Source organism: Geodermatophilus sp. URMC 63 (assembly GCF_053502565.1).
In genome coordinates this window covers 529,809-550,611 of sequence record NZ_CP199956.1, presented here as the reverse complement: position 1 = coordinate 550,611, position 20,803 = coordinate 529,809, and the positions used below count along the sequence as shown (strand labels likewise).

The window sequence follows — 20,803 nt, the reverse complement described above, 5'->3', positions numbered from 1 at the left end:
GCCCCGCACCGGAGACCGGTGCGGGGCCCTCTCCACTTCCGGCCCCCTGCGCGGCCCCGCCGCGAGCCTGCGGGTGGCGGGGCCGCGCAGGGGGTCCTTCCTCAGACGCGGGTGTAGCCCCACTCCTCGAACGCCTCGCTCCAGCGGTCCATCGAGGTCAGCTCGCCGGCCGCCGCTTGGTAGCGGCGCTGCAGCGACGGGAACTCCGCCGACATCCGGCGCAGCAGTTGCGCCGAGGTGGCCGCGAGCCGGCGGAAGGTCGCCGGGTCACGACGGCGGAACGTGACGCCGCGGCCGTCGGCGGTGCCCACGGTGGCGCTGTCGAGCCGGGAGAGCAGGAACCAGCGGGCGTCCTGGAACGCCAGGTTCAGCTGCGGCGTCTCCAGGTTCTCCGGGTCGACCGGCCGGGCGTTGTGCGCCAGCGCCTTGACCAGGGTCTTGCCGATCTGCAGAGGCTTGACCGGGATGCGGCGGAAGCGCACCGCCTTCGCCGTCGGCATCGAGGGCAGGGGCAGGTCGGCCGAGGAGGGCAGCACCTGACCGTCGGCGTGCGTGGTCCGCACCTCGCGCGCCTTCACCACGGATCGCGGCATCCCGCTGAACAGCGGCTCCGGGCCGGCGAGGAAGTCACGGTAGGCCAGGTGGTGCAGCTCGACCGTCGAGTACTGCAGGTTGATGAGGAACCGCAGGTCGGCCCGGAGCATCTCGCGGAACAACTTGCCGCCGTGCTTGTGCGGCGAGTGCAACGCCGCGGCGATGAGCCGGTTGCGGATGTGGAAGTAGGCCTGCCAGTCGCTGGCGTCGTCCTTGTCGCCCCAGGACAGGTGCCAGATGGCCGTGCCCGGCAACGACGCGGTCGGGAAGCCGGCGGCGAACGCACGCAGGCCGTACTCGGCGTCGTCCCACTTGATGAACACCGGCAGCGGCATGCCGATCGAGTCGACGACGGTCCTGGGGATGAGACACATCCACCAGCCGTTGTAGTCGACGTCGATGCGCCGGTGCAGGTCCGGCGACTCGCGCAGCGTCTTCTTGCCGAAGTCGTGGTGGTACTCGGTGTTGGGCGCGTTGGTCCAGAAGAAGGTCTCGCGGTCGACGATCTCACCCATGCTGTGCAGCACCGAGCGGTTCTGCAGCGCCAGCATCTGCCCGCCCACGAGCATCGGGCTCTTCGCGTAGGCGGCGAACGCCCGCGCGCGCAGCAGGCTGTCCGGCTCGATCATGATGTCGTCGTCGAGCAGCACCACGTGGGTGGCGTCGCTGCGCGTGAACGCCTCGTGCATGGTGCGCGCGAAGCCGCCGCTGCCGCCGAGGTTGGGCTGCTCGACCACGTGCAGCCGGTCACCCAGCGCCGCCCTGACCTCAGCGTAGCCCACGGCGTCCTTGACGTGGTTGTTGCCCTGGTCGGCGATGGTGACCAGCGACAGGATGTCGAGCACCGCGGGGTCCTCGACCAGCGCGCGGGCGGCGGCCAGCGCGTCGACCGGGCGGTTGTAGGTGCAGATGCCGACGGCCAGCCGGGGCTCCTCGGTCGGCGCCTGCGGGGCGTACCAGCCGGCCTCGCGGACGACGGTGTCGCTCTCGGCGGTGACGTCGAACCAGTACCAGCCGCCGTCGATGAACGGCGCCAGGTCCAGCTCGAACTCGACGGTGCGCTCCTCGTCGCCCTCGTGCGAGACGCCGGTGACGTGCATCGACTCGCCGTCGGCCTTGGACCGGTGGACGTCGATCCGGCAGGTGCCCGAGACCGTCACGCGCAGGACGATCGAGCCCAGCACGCTCCACCGGCGCCAGTAGCTGGCCGGGAAGGCGTTGAAGTAGGTCGCGAAGGAGACCTCGTCGCCGGCGGCGATGGCACCGGAGTGGCGCCCGTCCTGCCGGACGCGGGCCGAGGCGTTCTCCTCGTCGAGGTAGAGACTGCGGACCTTCAGCGGGTCGGCCGGCCGCGGCATCAGGACGCGCTGGACGAGCGTGACCGCCTTGTCCGGGGTGAGGTCCGTGTCCGCCGGCTCGCTGACGGTGTCGGGCTTGACCGGGGCGTCGGAGACCTGGGGTGCGGTCGTCGTCATGGGGGAGATCAGTCCTCTGCGTCGAGGTCGAGGCGGTCAGTCGTCGAAGCGGTCAGTCGTCGAGGCGGTCAGTCGTCGAGGCGGCCGTCGAGCGCGCCGCCCTCGTCGAAGAACGGGCGGATGCGGTTGTCGAACATGGACAGGGCCGAGCCGATGGCCATGTGCATGTCCAGGTACTTGTAGGTGCCCAGGCGGCCGCCGAAGAGCACCCGCCGCTCCGCGGCCTCCTTCTTGGCCAGCTCGCGGTAGCGCTCGAGCTTCGCGCGGTCCTCGGGCGTGTTGATCGGGTAGTAGGGCTCGTCGCCGGTCTCGGCGAAGCGCGAGTACTCGCGGACCACGACCGTCTTGTCGGCCGGGTAGTCCCGCTCCGGGTGGAAGTGCCGGAACTCGTGGATGCGGGTGAAGGGGACGTCCTCGTCGGCGTAGTTCATCACCGAGGTGCCCTGGAAGTCGCCGATCGGCAGGACCTCGGTCTCGAAGTCCAGCGTGCGCCAGCCGAGCTCCCCGGCCTCGTAGTCGAAGTACTTGTCGATCGGCCCGGTGAACACCGTCGGCACGTCGGCGGGCAGCTCGTCGCGGACGTCGAACCAGTCCGTCGAGAGGCGCACCTCGATGTTGGGGTGGTCGGCCATCTTCTGCAGCCACGCGGTGTAGCCGCCGACCGGCAGGCCCTCGTAGGTGTCGTTGAAGTACCGGTTGTCGAACGTGTAGCGCACGGGCAGGCGGGCGATGACGGCGGCGGGCAGCTCGGTGGGGTCGGTCTGCCACTGCTTCTTGGTGTAGCCGCGGATGAACGCCTCGTACAGGGGTCGGCCGATCAGCGAGATCGCCTTCTCCTCGAGGTTCTGCGCCTCGGCGGTGTCGATCTCGCCGGCCTGCTCGGCCACCAGCGCCCGGGCCTCGGACGGGGAGAAGCTCTTGTCGAAGTACTGGCAGATGGTGGCCAGGTTGATCGGCAGCGAGTACGTCTTGCCCGCGTAGATCGAGTACACCTTGTGCTGGTACTTCGTGAACTCGGTGAACTGGTTGACGTACTGCCAGACCCGCTCGTTGGACGTGTGGAACAGGTGGGCGCCGTACCGGTGGATCTCGATCCCGGTCTCGGGCTCCGGCTCGGAGTAGGCGTTGCCCCCGATGTGGTCGCGACGGTCGAGGACGAGCACGCGCTTGTCCAGCTGGCTGGCCACCCGTTCGGCGACGGTCAGGCCGAAGAAGCCGGAACCGACGACGACGAGGTCAGGACGGGCTGAGGTCACGCCTCGCGACTGTACCGGCGCGGCTCCTCCCGCTCCGGTCCGAGCGGGGGTGTCCGGCGCCTTTCGTGACGGGCCCGTCCCCCTCGTCCCACCGGTCCCACCGGGCCCGTCGGGCACGCCTCCGGCGGCTCACCCCGACGGGTGGCGCCCACGCAGGCCAGGGGAGCGCCGCCTCTACAGTCACCCCGTGCCCCCCTCCGCTGCTGCCCGACCACTGCGCGTGGTGGCGGTGACGTACTCGCCGGGGGAGGCGCTCGAGGGGTTCGTGACCTCCCTGGCGCACGCGACGACGTCACCGGTCGAGGTCGTGCTCGCCGACAACGGCTCCACCGACGGCGTCCCGGAGGACGTCGCGGCCCGGTACGAGCAGGTGCGGCTGCTGCGCACCGGCGGCAACGTCGGGTACGGCGCGGCGGTCAACGCGGGCCTGGCCGGGGCGGCGGAGGGGTACGCCCTGGTGGCCAACCCCGACGTCCGCTTCGAGCCCGGCGCCGTCGACGAGCTGCTCGCCGTCGCCGCCCGCTGGCCCCGCGCGGCGACCGTCGGCCCGGCCATCCGCACCCCCGAGGGCGAGCTGTACCCGTCGGCGCGCGACCTGCCGCGGCTGTCGACCGGCGCGGGGCACGCGCTGCTGGGCTGGGCGTGGCCGGCCAACCCCTGGACGGCGCGCTACCGCCGCGAGCGGGAGGCCCCGCGCGAGCGCACCGCCGGCTGGCTGTCGGGCTCCTGCTTCCTCGTCGACCTCGCGGCGTTCTGGTCCGTCGGCGGCTTCGACCCCGGCTACTTCATGTACTTCGAGGACGTCGACCTCGCCGAGCGGCTGGGCCGGGCCGGCTACCTGCACGTCTACGCGCCGTCGGCGGTCGTCGTGCACGAGGGCGGCCACGCCACCCGGCGCGAGCCGCACCGCATGCAGCGGGTGCACCACACCAGCGCCCTGCGCTACCTGGCCGGTCAGTACCCCGGCCGGTGGCACGCGCCGCTGCGCGGTGCGCTCCGGGCTGGGCTCGGTGCCCGGATGCTGGTCTCCTACGTCAGCGGCCGCGTCGCCGCCGGTGCCCGCTTCCAGCGCCGTGCCGACGACGTCGGCCACGGCCGACGGGGTGCCGACGACGTCGGCCGCGGCCGACGGGGTGCCGACGACGTCGGCCGCGGCCGACGGGGTGCCGACGACGTCGGCCGCGCCGCCCGGGTGCGCCGGAGGGCCGGCGCATGAGGCACGCCGTGATCATGGCCGGCGGCTCGGGCACCCGGCTGTGGCCGCTGTCGCGCGCCGCGCGGCCCAAGCAGCTCCTGGACGTCGTCGGGGACGCCGACGGCGGCGGAGCGCACAGCCTGCTGGCCGAGGCCTTCGCCCGGCTGGAGACCGTGCTGCCCGCCGAGCGGATCTGGGTGTGCACCGCCGCCCGGTACGGCGCGCAGGTGCAGGCCGCCCTCCCGCGGCTGCGGCCGGACCGGCTGGTGCTCGAGCCGGTGGCCCGGGACACCGCCAACGCCGTCGGGCTGGCCGCCGCGCTCGTGGCCGAGGCCGACCCCGACGCCGAGCTCGCCGTCGTCAGCGCCGACCACGTCATCCGCCCCGTCGAGCGCTTCGCCGCCGCGCTGGGCACGGCCTACGACGCGCTGGCCGGGCGCCCGCGGGCGCTGGTCACCCTCGGCATCCGGCCCACCGCGCCGGCCACCGGCTTCGGCTACGTGCGCCGCGGCGCCCCGGCCGGCGTGCCCGGCGTCGCCGAGGCCGCCGCCTTCAAGGAGAAGCCCGACCGCGCCACCGCCGAGGCCTACCTCGCGTCGGGGGAGTACCTGTGGAACTCCGGCATGTTCGTGTGGCGGGCCCGCACCGTCCTCGAGGCGCTGGCCGAGCACCTGCCGGCCACCGCCGGGGGGCTGGCGCAGGTCCTCGCCGCGCCCGCCGGGCCGGCGCGCGACGCCGTCCTCGCCGAGGTGTTCCCGACCCTGCCGAAGACCAGCGTCGACTACGCCGTCCTCGAGCCGGCCGCCACCGAGCCCGGCCGGGTGCTCGTCGCCGACCTCGACGCCGAGTGGCTCGACGTGGGCTCGTGGCCGGCGCTGGCGCAGACCCTGGCCGGGCAGGACGGCAACGCCGTCGCCGGGCTCGCGGTGACGCTCGACAGCGCGGGCAACATCGTCTTCAGCGACGACCCGGGGCACGTGGTGGCCCTGGTCGGGGTCCGCGACAGCGTCGTCGTCGCCACCGCCGACGTGACGATGGTCTGCCCGGTGGGCGTCGCCGAGCGCGTCAAGCAGCTGCTGGCCGCCGTCGAGGAGCGGTTCGGCGCCCGCTACAGCTGAGGGCGCCCGCCGTCCGTCCGGGTGCACCCGGCGCGGGTGACCCTTCCGTCACACCCACCCCGCGCACGTCCCCGCGCGCGCCGGTCGGGCCGTTACCGTGGCCGCAGCCGCGTCGCCGCGTCCACCGGACGGCGGGGCGCACCCGGACGGAGACCCTCGTGCGCGTGAGCCACACGTGCCCGTCGCCGCCCCCGTCCGGCCACACGCTCGCGCCGCTCCTCGCCGAGGACCGGGCGCCGAGCGCCACCCGTTCCGAGGAGCAGCAGTTGGCAGCCACCCGGTCACTCCCGTCCCGCGGACCCGCGACGGCGGGGGAGCTAGCATCCCGGGCGATGACGCACGGGCACGGTGAGCGAGGGCACGGGGACCAGGCGCAGCCCCTGGGCACCGCGCCCCAGTTGCACCTCGCCCAGGCCGGCCGGCCCGAGGGGCAGCCCGCGGGCCCGTGGGACGACACGGTCGTGGTGGTCCGCGTCTACAACGAGGCGCCCGTCGTCCGCGGCGTCATCGAGCAGCTCGTGCAGGCCGGCCTGGCGGTCATCGCCGTCGACGACGCGAGCACCGACACCTCCGCCCAGGAGATCGACGCCGCCGGGGCGCTGCGGATCAGCCACCCGGTCAACCTGGGCGCCGGCGGTGCGCTGCAGACCGGCTACGAGGCGGCGCTGCGCTTCACCGACGCGCGCTACATCGCCTGCTTCGACGCCGACGGCCAGCACCAGCTCGAGGACCTGCTGTCGATGATCGAGCGGATCCGCGGGGGCTACGACGTCGTCATGGGGTCGCGGTTCCTGGACTCCAAGACCACCATGAGCCCGCTGCGCAAGCTCATCCTGCGGCTGGCCACCAAGGTCATGAACCGCCGCTCCGGCACCCAGCTCACCGACGCGCACAACGGCCTGCGGCTGATCACCCGGGACGTCGCCGCGCGGATCCGGCTCTCGCACACCGGGATGGCCTACGCCTCGGAGCTCGAGGAGCAGCTGACCGGCCCCGGCCTGCGCGTCGTCGAGCACCCGGTGCACATCCTCTACACCGACTACTCGCGGGCGAAGGGCCAGCCGCTGCTCAACAGCGTCAACATCCTGGCCGACACGATCGCCCACCGGATCAGCCACGGAGGCCGGTCGTGATCATCAAGTGGCTGCTCGTGCCGGCCCTCGTGCTGGCGGTGTACCTGTCGCTGCGCTCGCGGGCGTCGCTGCGTGGGCAGGCGCGGCGCAAGCTCTTCGCCGGCGCGACCCTCGTCGCCGGCGTGCTGGCGGTGATCTTCCCGGACGCCACCCAGTGGGCGGCCGACGCGGTGGGGGTCACTCGCGGCACCGACCTGCTCCTCTACGTCCTGGCGCTGGTGCTCATCTACCTGGTCGGCAGCACCGGCGTCCGGTTCCGCGAGCAGGAGGCCCGGCTGGTCCGGCTCGCCCGGCAGGTCGCGCTCGCCGAGGCCGAGGCGCGCATCGGGCTGGGCGTGGCGCCGGGGTTTCGCGGGCCCGCGCAGCACCGGCACGCCGCCGGGGCGACCGCGGCCGCCGCCGTCCCCGCGGTCGCCGACGTCGTCGTGCCCTCGGGTGAGGCCGGTCACCGGGTGTCCTGAGCCCGTGCCGTAGAAACACCGCCATGCAGAGCTTCGACGTCGCAGCTGTCGTGTCCGGCGGGGCCTCGGGCCTCGGGGAGGCCACCACGCGCGCGCTGGCCGCGCGCGGCGCCGCGGTGACCATCGTCGACCTCAATGAGGAGCGCGGGAAGGCGCTGGCCGCCGAGCTGGGCGGGCACACCACGTTCGTCCGCACCGACGTCACCGACGAGGGCCAGGTCGCCGCCGCGGTCGCCGACGCGACGACGAAGGACCGGCCGCTGCGTGTCGCGGTCAACTGCGCGGGCATCGGCTGGGCGCAGCGCACGGTGGGCAAGGGCAACACGCCCCACGACCTCGACCCGTTCCTGCGCACCGTCATGGTCAACCTGGTCGGCACCTTCAACGTGCTGCGCCTGGCCGCCGCCGCCATGGCCGCCACCGAGCCGGAGGAGGACGGCGAGCGCGGCGTCGTCGTCAACACCGCCTCGATCGCCGCCTACGACGGGCAGATCGGCCAGGTCGCCTACTCCGCGTCCAAGGGCGGCATCGTCGGCATGACGCTGCCGGCGGCGCGCGACCTGTCCAGCGTCGGCGTGCGGGTCTGCACCATCGCCCCGGGCCTGGTCGACACCCCGCTGCTGGGCAGCTTGCCCGAGGAGGCCCGCCAGGCCCTGGCCGCCGGCATCCCGTTCCCCAAGCGGCTGGGCCGCCCCGACGACTTCGCCCGGCTCGCGCTCGCCATCGTCGAGCACGGCTACCTCAACGGCGAGGTCATCCGGATGGACGGCGCACTGCGCATGGCCCCCCGCTGACCCTGGCTCGTCCCCGGAGACCCGCGTGACCGCTGCACCGCCGGCCCCGACCCCGCCGGCACCCGCGCCTCCCCTCGACGGCGCGGACTTCACCGACTGCTGGCGGCCGGACTGGCGCTTCGACCTGAGGGCGGTCCTGCGTCCGCACCAGCGCAGCGCCGGCGACCCGGCGATGCAGTGGGACGGCGACGCCGTGTGGCGCACGACCACCACGCCGTGCGGGCCGGCCACGGTGCGCATCACGTGCCGCGGCGGCGAGGTGCACGTGCAGGCGTGGGGGCCGGGCGCGGAGTGGGCCGGGACGGCGGTGCCCGGCTGGCTCGGCGCGGACGACTGCCCGGACGGCTTCGACCCCGACTGCCACCGGCTGGTCCGCGAGATCGCCCGCCGCACGCCCGACCTGCGGCTGGGCCGCACCGGGCGCACCTGGGACGCCCTGGTGCCGGCGGTGCTCGAGCAGAAGGTGACCGTCGTCGAGGCGCACCGGGTGTGGCGGGCGCTGCTGCGGCTGGCCGGCGACCCGGCGCCCGGCCCCGCGCCCGCGGGCATGCGGGTGCTGCCCTCGCCGCGCCGGCTGCGGGAGATCACGGACTGGGAGTGGCACCGCTGCGGCCTCGACGGCGCCCGCCGGCGGGCGCTGCTGCACGTCGCCTCGGTGGCGCACGCGCTCGAGCCGGACGGCGGCTGCGACTCGCCGACGCTGCAGCGCAAGCTGCGCACGGTGCCCGGCATCGGGGTGTGGACGGCGGCCGAGGTCGTCCAGCGCACCCACGGCTGCCCCGACACCGTCAGCTACGGCGACTACCACCTCAAGAACCTGGTGGGCTGGTCGCTGGCCGGCCGGAAGACCGACGACGACGGGATGATGGAGTTGCTCGAGCCCTGGCGCGGGCACCGGCAGCGGGTGGTCCGGCTGCTGCACGTCGGCGGGAGCATGCCGCCCCGGCGCGGCCCGCGGACGGCGCCCACCAACTACCGCCGCTTCTGAGGGCCCCGGACCCCGTCCTCCCTCACCGCAGCGCGTCCTCCCTCACCGTGCACCGTGCGGGAGGACGCGCCACGATCAGGTCACCTGATCGTGGCCGCCCCTCAGCGGCCGTCCAGCAGGCCCAGCAGGTAGTCGCCGTAGCCGCTCTTGGCCAGCGGCTCGGCGGCGCGGCGCAGGCCGGCGTCGTCGAGCCAGCCCTGCCGCCAGGCGACCTCCTCGATGCAGCCGATCTTGAGGCCCTGCCGCTCCTCGACCACCGAGACGAACTCCGTGGCCTGGCGCAGCGAGGCGAAGGTCCCCGTGTCCAGCCACGCGGTGCCGCGGTCGAGGACGGTGACGGTCAGCCGGCCCCGGTGCAGGTAGTGCTCGTTGACCGCGGTGATCTCCAGCTCGCCGCGCGCGCTGGGCGTGATCGCGCGGGCCACCTCGACCACCGAGGACTCGTAGAAGTACAGCCCCGGGACGGCGTAGGAGCTCTTGGGCCGCGCCGGCTTCTCCTCGATGGAGAGCACCCGGCCGTCGCGGTCGAACTCGACGACGCCGTAGTCGGCCGGGTTGGCCACGTGGTAGGCGAAGACGTGCCCGCCGTCGGGGTCGGGCAGCCGGCCCAGCGCCGTCCCGAGGCCGGCGCCGTAGAAGATGTTGTCGCCGAGCACCAGGGCCACCGCCTGGTCCCCGACGAAGTCCGCGCCGATGAGGAACGCCTGCGCCAGACCCTCGGGCCGCTCCTGCGCCGCGTACTCGATGCGCATGCCGAGCCGGCCTCCGTCGCCCAGCAGCGCGCGGAAGGCGGCCTGGTCGGCGGGCGTGGTGATCACCAGCACCTCGCGGACGCCGGCCATCATCAGCGTCGAGAGCGGGTAGTACACCATCGGCTTGTCGTAGACCGGCATCAGCTGCTTGCTGACCGCCTGGGTGATCGGGAACAGCCGACTGCCCGTCCCCCCGGCCAGGATGATCCCCCGCATGCCGGCGGACGCTACCCAGTCGCGGGTGTCAGGCCCGGGGCGAGCCGAGCCACAACCTCCCGACGAGTGAGGAGCCACCGGGCGTGCCCACCGGCTCCCAGCGCGTCGCCCAGCCCTCCGCGTGCAGCTGGACGACGACCGCGCCGATCAGCGCGCCGAGGTTGAGTGCCGCGGTCGTGGTGGCCCGCTCGGGCAGGTGCACGTCGACGGCGCCGTCGCCCTCCCCGCCGTGCCGCAGCACGACGGGGAACTCCGGCAGCGCGGCGCTGGCCACCCGGAAGGCCTCGGCCACCGCCTCGCGGTCCCCGGGCCGCGGCACCAGGTCGGCGGCCGGGGCCCGGCTGGGCAGCAGGTCGCGGCTGCCGTAGGGGAACAGGTCGCCGGAGCCCAGGCGCACCAGCGGGCGGGTGCCGGTGTCGTCGTCCGGCCGGGGCAGGACCAGCCCGCGGACGACGGCCACCGGCACGCCGTCGAGCTTGCCCTTCACCAGGTCGGCGGCCGAGGCGAGCTCGTCGACGACGGCGACCTGCGTGGTCTCCAGCCGGTTGCCGTGCGCGTCGACGGCGCCGCGGTGGTCGACCAGCGCGGGGATGCCGGCCGAGCCGACCGCGACGTCGGTGAGCCCCTCGCGCCAGGTCCGGCCGAAGGTGTCGCTGACGACGACGGCCACCTCGACGCCCAGGAGGTCGAGCAGCCGCGCGCACAGGGCGCGGGCCGAGGCGTCGGCGTCCTCGGGCAGCAGCACCAGCGCGTCGCCGGCCACGTTGGAGGCGTCGATCCCGGCGGCGGCCACGACCCACCCGTGCCGCGTCTCGACGATCTTCAGCGGGCCGCGGCGGGCCACCACCCGCACCGTCTCCTCGTCGATGGCCCGCTGCCGCACCGTCTCCCGGTCGGCGCCCGGCGGCACCGGCACCAGGCGGCCCTCGACCTTGGATACCACCTTGGACGTCACCACGACGACGTCGCCGTCGGCCAGCCAGGGGGCGGCGGCGGCGATCGCGGCGGCGAGGTCGTCGCCGGGGGAGAACTCCGGCAGCCCACGGACGGGCAGGACCCGCAGCCCGCCCCCGGGGTCAGCGGACACGAGCGGCGTCCAGTGCGGCGCGGGCCATCTCCGCGGTGGCCTCGGGCGAGCTCATGAGCAGCGGCACGGCGCGGACGTCGACCCCGGGCACCTGCGCGCGGTCGCCGGTGTGGACGAGCCAGGCGTCGAGCAGCCCGCCGTCGGACCGGGCGCCGTAGTGGCGGCCGACGCCCTCGGCGCTGACCTCGACGCCGAGCACCGGCAGGCAGCGGTCGGCCATGCCGCGCACGACCTCGCCGCCGACGATCGGCGAGACGCCGACGACCCGCCCGGGGGTGGCGCGCAGCGCGTCGCGCAGGCCGGGCACGCCGAGGATCGTGCCGATCGACACGACCGGGTTCGACGGCGCGAACACGACGGCGTCGGCGCGGGCCAACGCCTCCGCCACGCCGGGCGCCGGGCGGGCGCGCTCGGCACCCACCTGCACGAAGGCGTGCGGCTGCGGCTCGGCGCGGTGGCGCACCCACCACTCCTGGAAGTGGATGGCGCCGCGGCGGCCGGTGTCGGGGTCGTCGACCACGACGTGGGTCTCCACCCGCTGGTCGCTCATCGGCAGCACGCTCACCCCCGGCTGCCAGCGGTCGGCCAGCGCGGCGGTGACGTCGGAGAGCGGGTAGCCGGCGTCGAGCATCCGCGTGCGGATCAGGTGGGTGGCCAGGTCGCGGTCGCCCAGGCCGAACCAGGCCGGGTCGGCGCCGTAGGCGGCCAGCTCCTCCTTGACCGTCCAAGACTCCCCGGCCCGGCCCCACCCGCGGACCGGGTCGATGCCGCCGCCGAGGGTGTAGACGACCGTGTCCAGGTCGGGGCAGATGCGCAGGCCGTGCAGGGTCACGTCGTCGCCGGTGTTGACCACCGCGGTGATCGACGACGGCGGGGCGACGGCCCGCAGGCCGGTGAGGAAACGGGCGCCCCCGACACCTCCGGCGAGGACGACGATCTCCACGAAAGTCATCGTGCCCGATGGGCAGTTGTCCACTGTTCCCCGGGCGTGTCGGGCGGGGGCACGAGATGTGACGAAGGAGCCGTGACGGGTGGGGCTGGTGTGGCCTGGCGCCTACACCGGGCTGAGTTGACGCTCGGGCAACGACACGCGTGTAATTCCGACCGGTGTGAGGCGCGGGAGCGCCCGGGGCGGACCCGGGGACCCGCGCCGGGGACGACAGCGAGAGGGGACGCATCGTCATGGCAGAGGTCTCGTGGCTGAGCGACTACGTCAGCGCGACGGATCGGGCTCCCCGGAGTGCCGGGATGCCCGACCAGGGGCTGATGGGGATGCTCGGTGCGGTCCTGGCCGACGATGCGCAGGCGTGGCAGGAGCAGGCGCTGTGCGCCGAGACCGACCCCGAGGCGTTCTTCCCCGAGAAGGGCGGCTCGACCCGCGAGGCCAAGAAGATCTGCACCGGCTGCGAGGTCAAGGCCGAGTGCCTCGAGTACGCGCTCGCCAACGACGAGCGGTTCGGCATCTGGGGCGGGCTCTCCGAGCGGGAGCGCCGCCGCCTGCGCCGCCGCGCCATCTGAGGCAAGGACCCCGTCCTCCCCACCCCTCGCGAGCTCGGGGCGGGGCCCGGGACGGGGCCTGACGGGCACCTCGACACACCGACGTGCGACCGCACCCACGAGTCCACCCCCCCCCGCAGCCCCCGACGGCCCCGCCGTCGGGGGCTGCGGCGTCCTCCGGCACCACCCGGACGACGGGGGAGCGTGTGGTCGGATGACCCGGTGACCGACGGGGACAGGCACACGCGGGTCGCGGTGGGCCGGGCGCGCGTCGCCGCCGAGGTCCGGGCCGCCGTGCCGCTCGCGCGCACCCTCGCCGCCCCGGTCACCGCCACCGCCCCGTGGCTCACCACCGTGCTGTCGGTGCAGTCGGCGCACCGCCGGCCGCGCCTGCTGCCGGTGGCCGTGGTCGTGGAGCCGCGCGGGTCCGGGCGGCCCGACGCGCTCGCCCTGCTGGCGCTGGCCACGGCCGGCCCGGTGGTGACCGCCACCCTGCCCGGCGACGGCCTGCCCGTGCCCGGTGGGCGGCCCCCCGCGCGGTTGCTGGCCCGCGACGAGGACGCCGCCCAGCGGCTCGCCGCCGGGGTCCTCGGCGTGCTCACCGCGCTGCGCCGGCCCTGGCGGCTGCGGCTGGCCGGCCTGCCCATGGGCGACCCGACCGTGCGGGCGCTGGTGCGGCTGCGGCCCGACGCGCGGCTGGCGACCGCCCGCAGCACCCGCCTGGTCGACGGCCTGGACGACGGCGCGCTGGACGGCGGGCGGGTCGTGCGCAGCCGCGACGCCCGCGACGTCGACCGGGTGCTGCCCGCGCTGCTGGCCGGCGAGCGCGACCGCCGGGCACGGGACCTCGTCCGCGCCGCCGCCCGCCTGCACGCCGCGCTGGGCCGGGTCGAGGTGGCGACCGTCCACGAGGACGGCCGGCTGCGCGCGGGGCTGCTGACGCTGCTCGACGGGGACGACCGGCTGCCGTGGTGGGGCTGGTCGGCGGTCGGCGGGCTGGGGACCGAGCCGGGCGCGCCGTCGGTCGGGCTGGCGGTCGAGGGCCGCGGCCGGGTCCTGCGCGGGGTCGTCGACCGCGCGGCCGGCCTCCTGCCGGAGCTGCCGGTCAGCCGGCGTCGCGGATCCGGCTGAGGGTGCGGTCGGGCAGGGCCTGCGCCCGCTCGGTCCCCAGGAACAGCGCGCCCTCGGCCGGTGCCTCGCCGTCCTCCGGTGCCGTCGCGGGGGCCACGGTCACGGTCAGCGGGTAGACCTGCCCGGTGTAGGCCGCCGGCGTCCCGGCCGGGCGGGTGTAGGTGGGGAAGCGCCCGGTCAGCCGCAGCGCGCCGCCGTCCCGGGTCACGCCCAGCGCCGGCGTGGGCAGGTCGGCGTACTCCACCCCGGTCGGGGTGCAGCCGGCCGCCGGCGGGTCGGGCGGCGCGGTCGTGCCCAGGCAGTTCCAGGTGGGCAGCCGCAGGTGCGCCAGCGCCGTCCCGTCCGGGCCCACGGTGACGCTCACCGACGGGCGGGTGACCGTCACGCCGACCGCCCGGTGCTCGAGCACCAGACCGCCCAGGGCCAGCCGGGCGGTGACGCCGTCGTCGCCCAGCGGCACCGAGCGCGCCGCGAGCGCTCCGGCGCCCTGCTCGCCGGGCAGCGGCTCGGCCGGGACGGCGGGCAGGTCGGGGGGTGCGGTCGGCGGCGCGGGCGCCGGTGGGGACGGGCGCGGTGCCGGTGCGGACGCCGTCGCGGCCGGTGCGGCCCGCCCCGCCGGGTCGTCCCCGGCGGCGAGGGCGAGCCCGGCGAGCCCGGCCACCAGAGCCAGCGCCGCGGCGGTCAGCCCGGCCACCGCCCGGCCCGCGGGGTCCGGCGTCGCCGGCCCGGCCGGCACCGGCGGCTCCGGCGGGCCGGGCGCCTCCGCCTCCGGGACGGCCGGGGTGCCCGGCGGTGCCGCGGCGAACGCCGGCAGGTCGTCGTGCGCCCAGTGCGCCCAGTGCGCGCGGGCGGGCGGCCGGGGCGGCGGTTCCGGGCGGTCGCCGACCGCCTCGCCCGCCGGCCGCCGGGGGCGGGTCAGCAGCAGTCCGGCGGCCACGGCGGCCAGCGCCAGGAGCGCCACGCCGAGCACGACCCAGGCGGCGACCGGCGCGGGGGAGTCCATCCCCGCCAGCATCCCAGGAGCGGCGCCCCGGCCCGCCGGAGGCGGGAGGTGCGTGCGGGCGCCCGGGGCTCCTGCCACCATCCCGGGGTGGCCGGCAGCGCAGCGGGAGGAGCACCGGGGCCGTCGGGCCCGGCGGCGGGGATGCGCGAGCGGGTGACCTCGCTGCTGGCCGAGCTCGGCGTCGACCAGCCGGTGGTCGCCGTCGCCGACCACACCGCGCGGCTCGGCGTCGTCCACGGGGTGCTCGCCGACCGGGTCCTCGACCTCGCCGTCACCGAGAGCGGCCGCCGGCGGCTGCGCGCCGAGCTGCGCGGCCGGCGCTGGGCCGAGGAGCGGCAGGTCGGTGTCCCCGAGGTGCTGGCCGCCGCCGACGACGGCCGCTGGCTGCTGTCCCGGCGGGTGCACCCGGCTCCCTCGGGCGGGCCGCGGTGGACCGCCGCCGCGGTCGAGGCGGCGGTGCGGATCGCGCCGCTGCCGGTCCCGCCCGGGCAGCCGTGGGCGCCGCCCGCCGGCCCGGCGCTGCGCCGGGCGCGGGCCACGGTGGGCGGCACCGGCCGGCTGCTGCGCGGCGGCGTGCGCCTGGGTGAGCTGCGGGCGGTGCGCGCCGCCGCGGCGCAGCTGCCGCTGTCGGAGGCCGGCCACGGCGACCTCCGCGCGGCCAACGCCGTGATCGACGTCCCCCCGCACGACCCGGCCGGCACCGAGGGGGAGGACCGGCTGGTGGTCCTCGAGTGGTCCGGCGTGCGCCCCGCGCCCCGGCACCGCGACCTGCTGACCTTGTGGGCCACCACCCCCGACGCGCAGGACCGCGCCCAGGTCGGCGAGGTCGTGCTCGCCCGCACCGCCGGGTGGGAGGAGCCCGACGTCGGGCTGCTCTGGCACGCCGTGGCCCTCGAGCAGCTCGTCGCCCGGCTGACCCGGTCCGACCGCGGCGACGGCCTCGACGCCGCCTTCGCCCGCGCCCGCCTGGAGGAGGCGCGCGCGATGGCCGCCGAGCTCGGCAGCCCGGTGGCGAGGTGAGGGAACGGCCTGCTCGCAGGGGCCCGCCGCGAGCGGTGGGGGGCGAGGGGGTCCTTCGTCAGGCGGTGGGGTCGATCTCCTCCGGGTCGCGGCCCAGCAGCACCGCGACCTGGTCGACGACGACGTCGCGGACCAGGTCGGCGAGGTCGTCGCGGTCGTGCGCCCGGATCTCCAGCGGCCGCCGGTAGACGACGATCCGCGCCGGCACCTCCCGGCCGTCCTCGCGGTGCGCCGGCAGCACCCGGGCCAGCGGCACCGTGCCGTCGTCGAGGACGTCGGGGTCGAGCACCACCTCGTCGGGGTCGGTGTGGTCGACCCACGGCACGTCCTCGACGGCGAACTCGACGCCGGCCAGCTCCCGCTCCCAGCGGCGCTCGAGGTCCTCGACGGCGTCGAGCACGAGGTCGTCGAACTGCTCGGCGCGGCTGCGCGAGAGCGGGACGTCACCGGGCACGAGGCGTCCGCGCAGGCCCCGGCCGTGCCGGTCGCGGCGGAAGCGGGAGGAGCGGCGGTCGGGTCGGCTCATGGCGGGGCGAGCGTACGGCCCACCGGCGGCGAGGGCAGCCGGTCCGCCGCCCGGCCGGCCGCGCACCCGGTGCCGGAGTGCCCGGGGGCGTCGGGTTGGATGGGTGGTGAGGATGGGATCGGAGGGACGACCGGCCGGTGCGCCTGTCGCCGACAGCCGGGGGACGCGGCTACTGTGCCCTGCGTGAGGAACCGGTGGTGAGGCAGTCACGTCGCTGCTCGCGCAGCGGCTGCGCGCAACCGGCGGCGGCGACACTGACCTACGTCTACGCGGAGTCGACCGCCGTCGTCGGCCCGCTCGCGACCTTCTCGGAGCCGCACAGCTACGACCTCTGCGAGTTCCACGCCGGGCGGCTGACCGTGCCGCGCGGCTGGGAGGTCGTCCGGCACGAGATCGACGTCGAGGACTCCGGCCCGACCGGGGACGACCTGCTCGCGCTGGCCGACGCCGTCCGCGAGGCCGCCCGTCCCGAGCCCCCGCGGCCGCCGGCCGACGACGGCCGCGGCACCCGCCGCGGCCACCTGCGCGTCCTGCCCGACATCACCTGAGCCGCGCGCCGCGCGGCACCGTCCCCCGGCGGACGGATCCGGTCCGCGCCGCCGTGCCACCCTCCCCGGCCCGCCGTTAGGGTCGACCGGCACCGCGCGCAGCCGAGCGCCCGGTCAGTCGGGACGAGGGTGGGCAGTGGCGGACCTGTCGGCGATCATCAAGGCCTACGACGTGCGGGGTGTGGTCCCCGACCAGTGGGACGAGGACGACGCGCGGCGCATCGGCGCCGCGTTCGCCGAGCTGGTGGCCACCGAGAGCGGCGCCACCGCCGTCGTCACCGCCCACGACATGCGCCCCTCGTCCGTCCCGCTGTCGCGCGCCTTCGCCGAGGGCGTCCTCTCCCGCGGGGTCGACGTCGTCGAGGCGGGGCTGGGGTCCACCGACCTGCTCTACTTCGCCGCGGGCCGCCTCGACGTGCCCGGCGCGATGTTCACCGCCAGCCACAACCCGGCGCAGTACAACGGCATCAAGCTCTGCCGCGCCGGCGCCGCCCCGGTCGGCCAGGAGTCGGGCCTGGTCACCGTCCGCGAGTGGGCCGAGCGCGACTCCTACGACCGGGTGCCCGCGCGCACCGCCGAGATCACCCAGCGCGACCTGCTGCCGGCCTACGCCGAGCACCTGCGCTCCCTGGTCGACCTCTCGCGCAGCCGGCCGCTGCGGGTCGTCGTCGACGCGGGCAACGGCATGGGCGGGCACACCGTGCCGGTGGTGCTGGCCGGCCTGCCGCTCGACGTCGTCCCGCTGTACTTCGAGCTGGACGGCACCTTCCCCAACCACGAGGCCAACCCGCTCGACCCGGCCAACCTGGTCGACCTGCAGGAGGCCGTCGTGCGCGAGCGCGCCGACATCGGCCTGGCCTTCGACGGCGACGCCGACCGGGTGTTCGTCGTCGACGAGCGCGGCGAGCCGGTGAGCCCCTCGGCGATCACCGCGCTGGTCGCCGTCCGCGAGCTGGCCAAGGGTCGCGGGACGACGGTCATCCACAACCTGATCACCTCCCGCGCGGTGCCCGAGATCGTCCGCGAGCACGGCGGCACGCCGGTGCGCACGCGGGTCGGGCACTCCTTCATCAAGGCGGAGATGGCCCGCACCGACGCCGTCTTCGGCGGCGAGCACTCGGCGCACTACTACTTCCGCGACTTCTGGCGCGCCGACACCGGCATGCTCGCCGCGATGCACGTGCTCGCCGCGCTCGGTGAGCAGAGCGCCCCGCTGTCGGAGCTGACCGCCGCCTACGGCCGCTACGCCGCCTCCGGGGAGATCAACTCGACCGTCGACGACGCCGCCGGCCGCACCGCCGCCGTCCGGGAGGCGTTCGAGGCCGAGGACGCGACCGTCGACGAGCTGGACGGGCTGACCGTCGATCTGCCCGACGGCTCGTGGTTCAACCTGCGGGCCAGCAACACCGAGCCGCTGCTGCGGCTCAACGTGGAGGCGCCCGACCGGGCGCGGATGGAACGGCTGAGGGACCAGGTGCTGGAGATGGTGCGCGCATGAGCACGCCGCAGGAGCCGACGACCCGGGGGCCGCTGGGCCTGGACCCGGCGCTGCTGGAGATCCTCGCCTGCCCCGACACCCACCACAGCCCGCTGACCGTCGACGAGGCGGCGAGCGAGCTGCTGTGCACGACGTGCGACCGGGCCTTCCCGGTCCGCGACGGCATCCCGGTGCTGCTGCTGGACGAGGCGCGGCACCGCGACGGCGGGGGGACGGCGGCGCCGTGACCTCGCCCGAGCTGGCCGAGGAGGTCCTCGACGACCTCGACGCGCTGCGCACCCGCGACCCGCGCGGCCTGCTGCCGGCCGTCGCCGGGGCGGGTGCCCAGGTGCGCGAGACCGCGCGGCTCACCGACGAGGCCGGGCTGGACCGGATCACCTCCGCGGGGCGTCCGCGCGGGCTGGTCATCGTGGCCCGGCGCGAGGGCGCGGTGGCCGCCTCGGTGCTGCGCGCGCTGCTCGGCCCGTCCAGCCCGGTCACCGTCGACGTCGTCCCCGGCCCGGACCTGCCCGTGTGGACCGGCCCGACCGACATCGCCGTCGTCGCCACCCGGACCGGCGCGGGCCGGTACGCGGTGACACCCGCCTACGAGGCGGCCCGCCGCGGCGTGTCGCTGCTGGGCATCGGCGCCGACGACGCCCCGCTGCGGGCAGCCTGCTCGACGGCGCGGATGCCCTACGTCCCGCTGCCGCGCTCGCGGGTCCGGCAGACCACGCTGTGGTCGCTGCTGACCCCGCTGCTGCGCCTGGCCACCGACCTCGGCCTGGTCGGACACAGCGCCGCCGACTGCGAGGCGGTCGCCGCGGCGCTCGACGAGGTGGCCGCCGAGTGCGGGCCCGCGCGGGAGTCGTTCGTCAACCCCGCCAAGACCCTGGCGCTGGAGCTGCTCGACTCCCTCCCCGTCGTCGTGGCGGAGGGGCCGCTGGCCGACACCGCGGCCACCCGGTTCGCCGACCAGCTGGCCACCCTGGCGGGCCTGCCCACCAGCGGCTTCCGGCTCCCCGACCAGCGGGTGGCCGCCCGCGCCGTGCTCGGCGGACCGCTGGCCCCGCACGACGAGGACGACTTCTTCCGCGACCGCACCGACGACGCGGGGCGCCGGCTGCGGCTGATCACCATCCGCGACACCGACGCCGCGCACCACGACGGCGGGGGTGAGCGCGAGCCCCGGTCGGCCGCCGAGGCGATGGCCGAGGTCCTGCGCACCGCCGCGGCGGGCAACGTCCCGGTCAGCGGGCTGGCCGAGCACGGGGACCCCGAGCGCCACGGACGGCTGCCGCGCCTGGCGCGCCAGCTGGCCGTGGCCGACTTCGGCGCCGTCTACCTGGCGCTGGCACTCGACCAGGAGAGGGCCCTGAACAGATGAGCGCCGACCGGGCGGACGCGGGACCCGCCACGACGTCCCCGGCCGCCCCCGACGGGCACGGGGCGGACCACGGCGGGGGTCACGGCGGGGGTCACGGCGGGGGACACGGCGGCGGCAAGGCGATCATCGCCGCGCTCGGCGCCAACCTCGGCATCGCGGCGGCGAAGTTCATCGCCTTCCTGGTGACCGGCGCCTCGTCGATGCTGGCCGAGGCCATCCACTCGGTGGCCGACTCCGGCAACCAGGTGCTGCTGCTGATCGGCGGCCGGACGGCGCGGCGCGAGGCCACGCCGCAGCACCCGTTCGGCTTCGGCCGCGACCGCTACGTCTACGGCTTCCTCGTCGCGGTCGTGCTGTTCAGCGTCGGCGGCCTGTTCGCCGTCTACGAGGGCGTGCACAAGCTGCAGCACCCGGAGGAGCTCGAGTCGCCGGTCTGGGCCATCGGCGTGCTGCTCGTCGCGATCGCGCTGGAGAGCTTCTCGCTGCGGACGGCGGTCAAGGAGACCGGCGCGGTCAAGGCGCCGGGCGTCAGCTACTGGACGTTCATCCGCCGCGCCCGCGCCCCCGAGCTGCCCGTCGTCCTGCTCGAGGACACCGCCGCGCTGCTCGGCCTGCTGTTCGCGTTGCTCGGCGTCGGGCTCACCGCGCTCACCGGCGAGCCGGTCTTCGACGGGCTGGGCACGATCGCCATCGGCCTGCTGCTGGTCGTGGTCGCGGCGATCCTGGCGGTCGAGACCAAGAGCCTGCTGATCGGGGAGTCGGCGACCCCGGAGCACCAGCGGCGGATCGTCGCGGCGCTCGAGGCCGACGGCGCCACATCGGTGATCCACATGCGCACCCTGCACCTGGGCCCGGAGGAGCTGCTGGTCGCGGCCAAGTTCGCCGTCCGGCACGACGAGTCCGCCGGCGCGGTGGCCCGCGCCATCGACGCCGCGGAGGCGCGCATCCGGGAGGCCGTGCCGATCGCCCGGGTCATCTACCTCGAGCCGGACCTGCGGCGCCCGCCGGACCCCGCGCGCTCGGGAGCCACGACCGCCGTCGTCGAGTAGCGAGGATCACGCGAGGTGGACCCACTCGGGGGATCCCCTGGGCCGGTGAGGAGGACGACAGTTCTCCTGTGCCCACCTCGCCAGTAGCCTCGCCCT

At 76.0% G+C, this 20,803-nt stretch carries 21 protein-coding genes; 14 read left to right on the top strand and 7 right to left on the bottom strand.

What is annotated here, in order from left to right:
• Positions 1 to 101: 101 nt before the first annotated feature.
• Together ACWIZO_RS02645 and glf are read right to left on the bottom strand one after the other, a co-directional pair.
• Positions 102 to 2,069, bottom strand: a complete 1,968-nt coding sequence (locus ACWIZO_RS02645) for a glycosyltransferase (protein ID WP_448640998.1) — start codon at positions 2,067 to 2,069, stop codon at positions 102 to 104.
• Positions 2,070 to 2,137: 68 nt separating this feature from the next.
• Complete coding sequence (gene glf, locus ACWIZO_RS02640) at positions 2,138 to 3,325, bottom strand: UDP-galactopyranose mutase (protein ID WP_448640997.1); 1,188 nt, start codon at positions 3,323 to 3,325, stop codon at positions 2,138 to 2,140.
• Between the two features lie 187 nt (positions 3,326 to 3,512).
• Here glf and ACWIZO_RS02635 point away from each other — a divergent pair, with 187 nt between their 5' ends.
• The 6 genes from ACWIZO_RS02635 to ACWIZO_RS02610 all read left to right on the top strand — a co-directional run bounded on the left by ACWIZO_RS02635 (position 3,513) and on the right by ACWIZO_RS02610 (position 9,014).
• Entirely contained in the window at positions 3,513 to 4,541 is a 1,029-nt protein-coding gene (locus tag ACWIZO_RS02635; RefSeq protein WP_448640996.1) for a glycosyltransferase family 2 protein, read from the top strand.
• Entirely contained in the window at positions 4,538 to 5,638 is a 1,101-nt protein-coding gene (locus tag ACWIZO_RS02630; protein WP_448640995.1) for a mannose-1-phosphate guanylyltransferase, read from the top strand. The genes ACWIZO_RS02635 and ACWIZO_RS02630 overlap by 4 nt, the downstream gene beginning before the upstream one ends.
• Before the next feature lie 332 nt (positions 5,639 to 5,970).
• On the top strand, positions 5,971 to 6,771 hold the full coding sequence (locus tag ACWIZO_RS02625) for a glycosyltransferase family 2 protein (RefSeq protein ID WP_448640994.1): 801 nt from the start codon (positions 5,971 to 5,973) through the stop codon (positions 6,769 to 6,771).
• Positions 6,768 to 7,232, top strand: coding sequence for a DUF2304 family protein (locus ACWIZO_RS02620; RefSeq protein ID WP_448640993.1), 465 nt, complete (start codon positions 6,768 to 6,770; stop codon positions 7,230 to 7,232). Before ACWIZO_RS02625 ends, ACWIZO_RS02620 begins: the two co-directional genes overlap by 4 nt.
• A 23-nt stretch (positions 7,233 to 7,255) precedes the next feature.
• Positions 7,256 to 8,026 carry an SDR family NAD(P)-dependent oxidoreductase gene (locus ACWIZO_RS02615; protein ID WP_448640992.1) on the top strand — a complete coding sequence of 257 codons (771 nt, stop codon included), beginning with the start codon at positions 7,256 to 7,258 and terminating at the stop codon, positions 8,024 to 8,026.
• Positions 8,027 to 8,051: 25 nt separating this feature from the next.
• Complete coding sequence (locus tag ACWIZO_RS02610) at positions 8,052 to 9,014, top strand: DNA-3-methyladenine glycosylase family protein (RefSeq protein WP_448640991.1); 963 nt, start codon at positions 8,052 to 8,054, stop codon at positions 9,012 to 9,014.
• 101 nt (positions 9,015 to 9,115) lie between these two features.
• Here the strand turns inward: ACWIZO_RS02610 and rfbA are convergent, their stop codons facing one another.
• The 3 genes from rfbA to cofD are packed head-to-tail and all read right to left on the bottom strand — an operon-like array spanning position 9,116 to position 12,012.
• Positions 9,116 to 9,982: a glucose-1-phosphate thymidylyltransferase RfbA gene (gene rfbA / locus ACWIZO_RS02605; protein WP_448640990.1), complete on the bottom strand. Its 867-nt coding sequence runs from the start codon at positions 9,980 to 9,982 to the stop codon at positions 9,116 to 9,118.
• A gap of 28 nt (positions 9,983 to 10,010) precedes the next feature.
• Positions 10,011 to 11,069: a coenzyme F420-0:L-glutamate ligase gene (locus tag ACWIZO_RS02600; RefSeq protein ID WP_448640989.1), complete on the bottom strand. Its 1,059-nt coding sequence runs from the start codon at positions 11,067 to 11,069 to the stop codon at positions 10,011 to 10,013.
• On the bottom strand, positions 11,059 to 12,012 hold the full coding sequence (gene cofD / locus ACWIZO_RS02595; protein WP_448640988.1) for a 2-phospho-L-lactate transferase: 954 nt from the start codon (positions 12,010 to 12,012) through the stop codon (positions 11,059 to 11,061). Before cofD ends, ACWIZO_RS02600 begins: the two co-directional genes overlap by 11 nt.
• Before the next feature lie 305 nt (positions 12,013 to 12,317).
• On the opposite strand from cofD, the gene ACWIZO_RS02590 reads away from it, so the two are divergent.
• Together ACWIZO_RS02590 and ACWIZO_RS02585 are read left to right on the top strand one after the other, a co-directional pair.
• Positions 12,318 to 12,587 (top strand): WhiB family transcriptional regulator, encoded by a 270-nt coding sequence (locus tag ACWIZO_RS02590; protein ID WP_448642916.1) that lies wholly within the window; start codon positions 12,318 to 12,320, stop codon positions 12,585 to 12,587.
• Between the two features lie 201 nt (positions 12,588 to 12,788).
• Entirely contained in the window at positions 12,789 to 13,697 is a 909-nt protein-coding gene (locus ACWIZO_RS02585) for a hypothetical protein (protein ID WP_448640987.1), read from the top strand.
• Here ACWIZO_RS02585 and ACWIZO_RS02580 read toward each other — a convergent pair.
• The gene (locus ACWIZO_RS02580) at positions 13,672 to 14,700 is read right to left on the bottom strand and encodes a hypothetical protein (protein WP_448640986.1); all 1,029 of its coding nucleotides are present in this window, start codon (positions 14,698 to 14,700) and stop codon (positions 13,672 to 13,674) included. The genes ACWIZO_RS02585 and ACWIZO_RS02580 overlap by 26 nt on opposite strands.
• 87 nt (positions 14,701 to 14,787) lie before the next feature.
• Between ACWIZO_RS02580 and ACWIZO_RS02575 the strand changes: the two genes are divergently transcribed.
• The gene (locus tag ACWIZO_RS02575) at positions 14,788 to 15,720 is read left to right on the top strand and encodes a hypothetical protein (RefSeq protein ID WP_448640985.1); all 933 of its coding nucleotides are present in this window, start codon (positions 14,788 to 14,790) and stop codon (positions 15,718 to 15,720) included.
• A gap of 58 nt (positions 15,721 to 15,778) precedes the next feature.
• On the opposite strand, the gene ACWIZO_RS02570 is transcribed toward ACWIZO_RS02575, so the two are convergent.
• Positions 15,779 to 16,246 carry a metallopeptidase family protein gene (locus ACWIZO_RS02570; protein WP_448640984.1) on the bottom strand — a complete coding sequence of 156 codons (468 nt, stop codon included), beginning with the start codon at positions 16,244 to 16,246 and terminating at the stop codon, positions 15,779 to 15,781.
• A gap of 197 nt (positions 16,247 to 16,443) precedes the next feature.
• Here ACWIZO_RS02570 and ACWIZO_RS02565 point away from each other — a divergent pair, with 197 nt between their 5' ends.
• From ACWIZO_RS02565 to ACWIZO_RS02545, 5 genes are all read left to right on the top strand, one after another.
• Positions 16,444 to 16,794, top strand: coding sequence for a DUF3499 domain-containing protein (locus ACWIZO_RS02565; RefSeq protein WP_446757219.1), 351 nt, complete (start codon positions 16,444 to 16,446; stop codon positions 16,792 to 16,794).
• A 136-nt stretch (positions 16,795 to 16,930) separates the two neighbouring features.
• Positions 16,931 to 18,292, top strand: coding sequence for a phosphomannomutase/phosphoglucomutase (locus tag ACWIZO_RS02560; RefSeq protein WP_448640983.1), 1,362 nt, complete (start codon positions 16,931 to 16,933; stop codon positions 18,290 to 18,292).
• Positions 18,289 to 18,519 carry a Trm112 family protein gene (locus ACWIZO_RS02555; protein ID WP_448640982.1) on the top strand — a complete coding sequence of 77 codons (231 nt, stop codon included), beginning with the start codon at positions 18,289 to 18,291 and terminating at the stop codon, positions 18,517 to 18,519. The genes ACWIZO_RS02560 and ACWIZO_RS02555 overlap by 4 nt, the downstream gene beginning before the upstream one ends.
• A complete protein-coding gene (locus ACWIZO_RS02550) occupies positions 18,516 to 19,658 on the top strand; it encodes an SIS domain-containing protein (RefSeq protein WP_448640981.1) in 1,143 nt (380 codons plus the stop codon). The genes ACWIZO_RS02555 and ACWIZO_RS02550 overlap by 4 nt, the downstream gene beginning before the upstream one ends.
• Positions 19,655 to 20,707, top strand: a complete 1,053-nt coding sequence (locus tag ACWIZO_RS02545; RefSeq protein WP_448640980.1) for a cation diffusion facilitator family transporter — start codon at positions 19,655 to 19,657, stop codon at positions 20,705 to 20,707. Before ACWIZO_RS02550 ends, ACWIZO_RS02545 begins: the two co-directional genes overlap by 4 nt.
• Positions 20,708 to 20,803 lie beyond the last annotated feature (96 nt).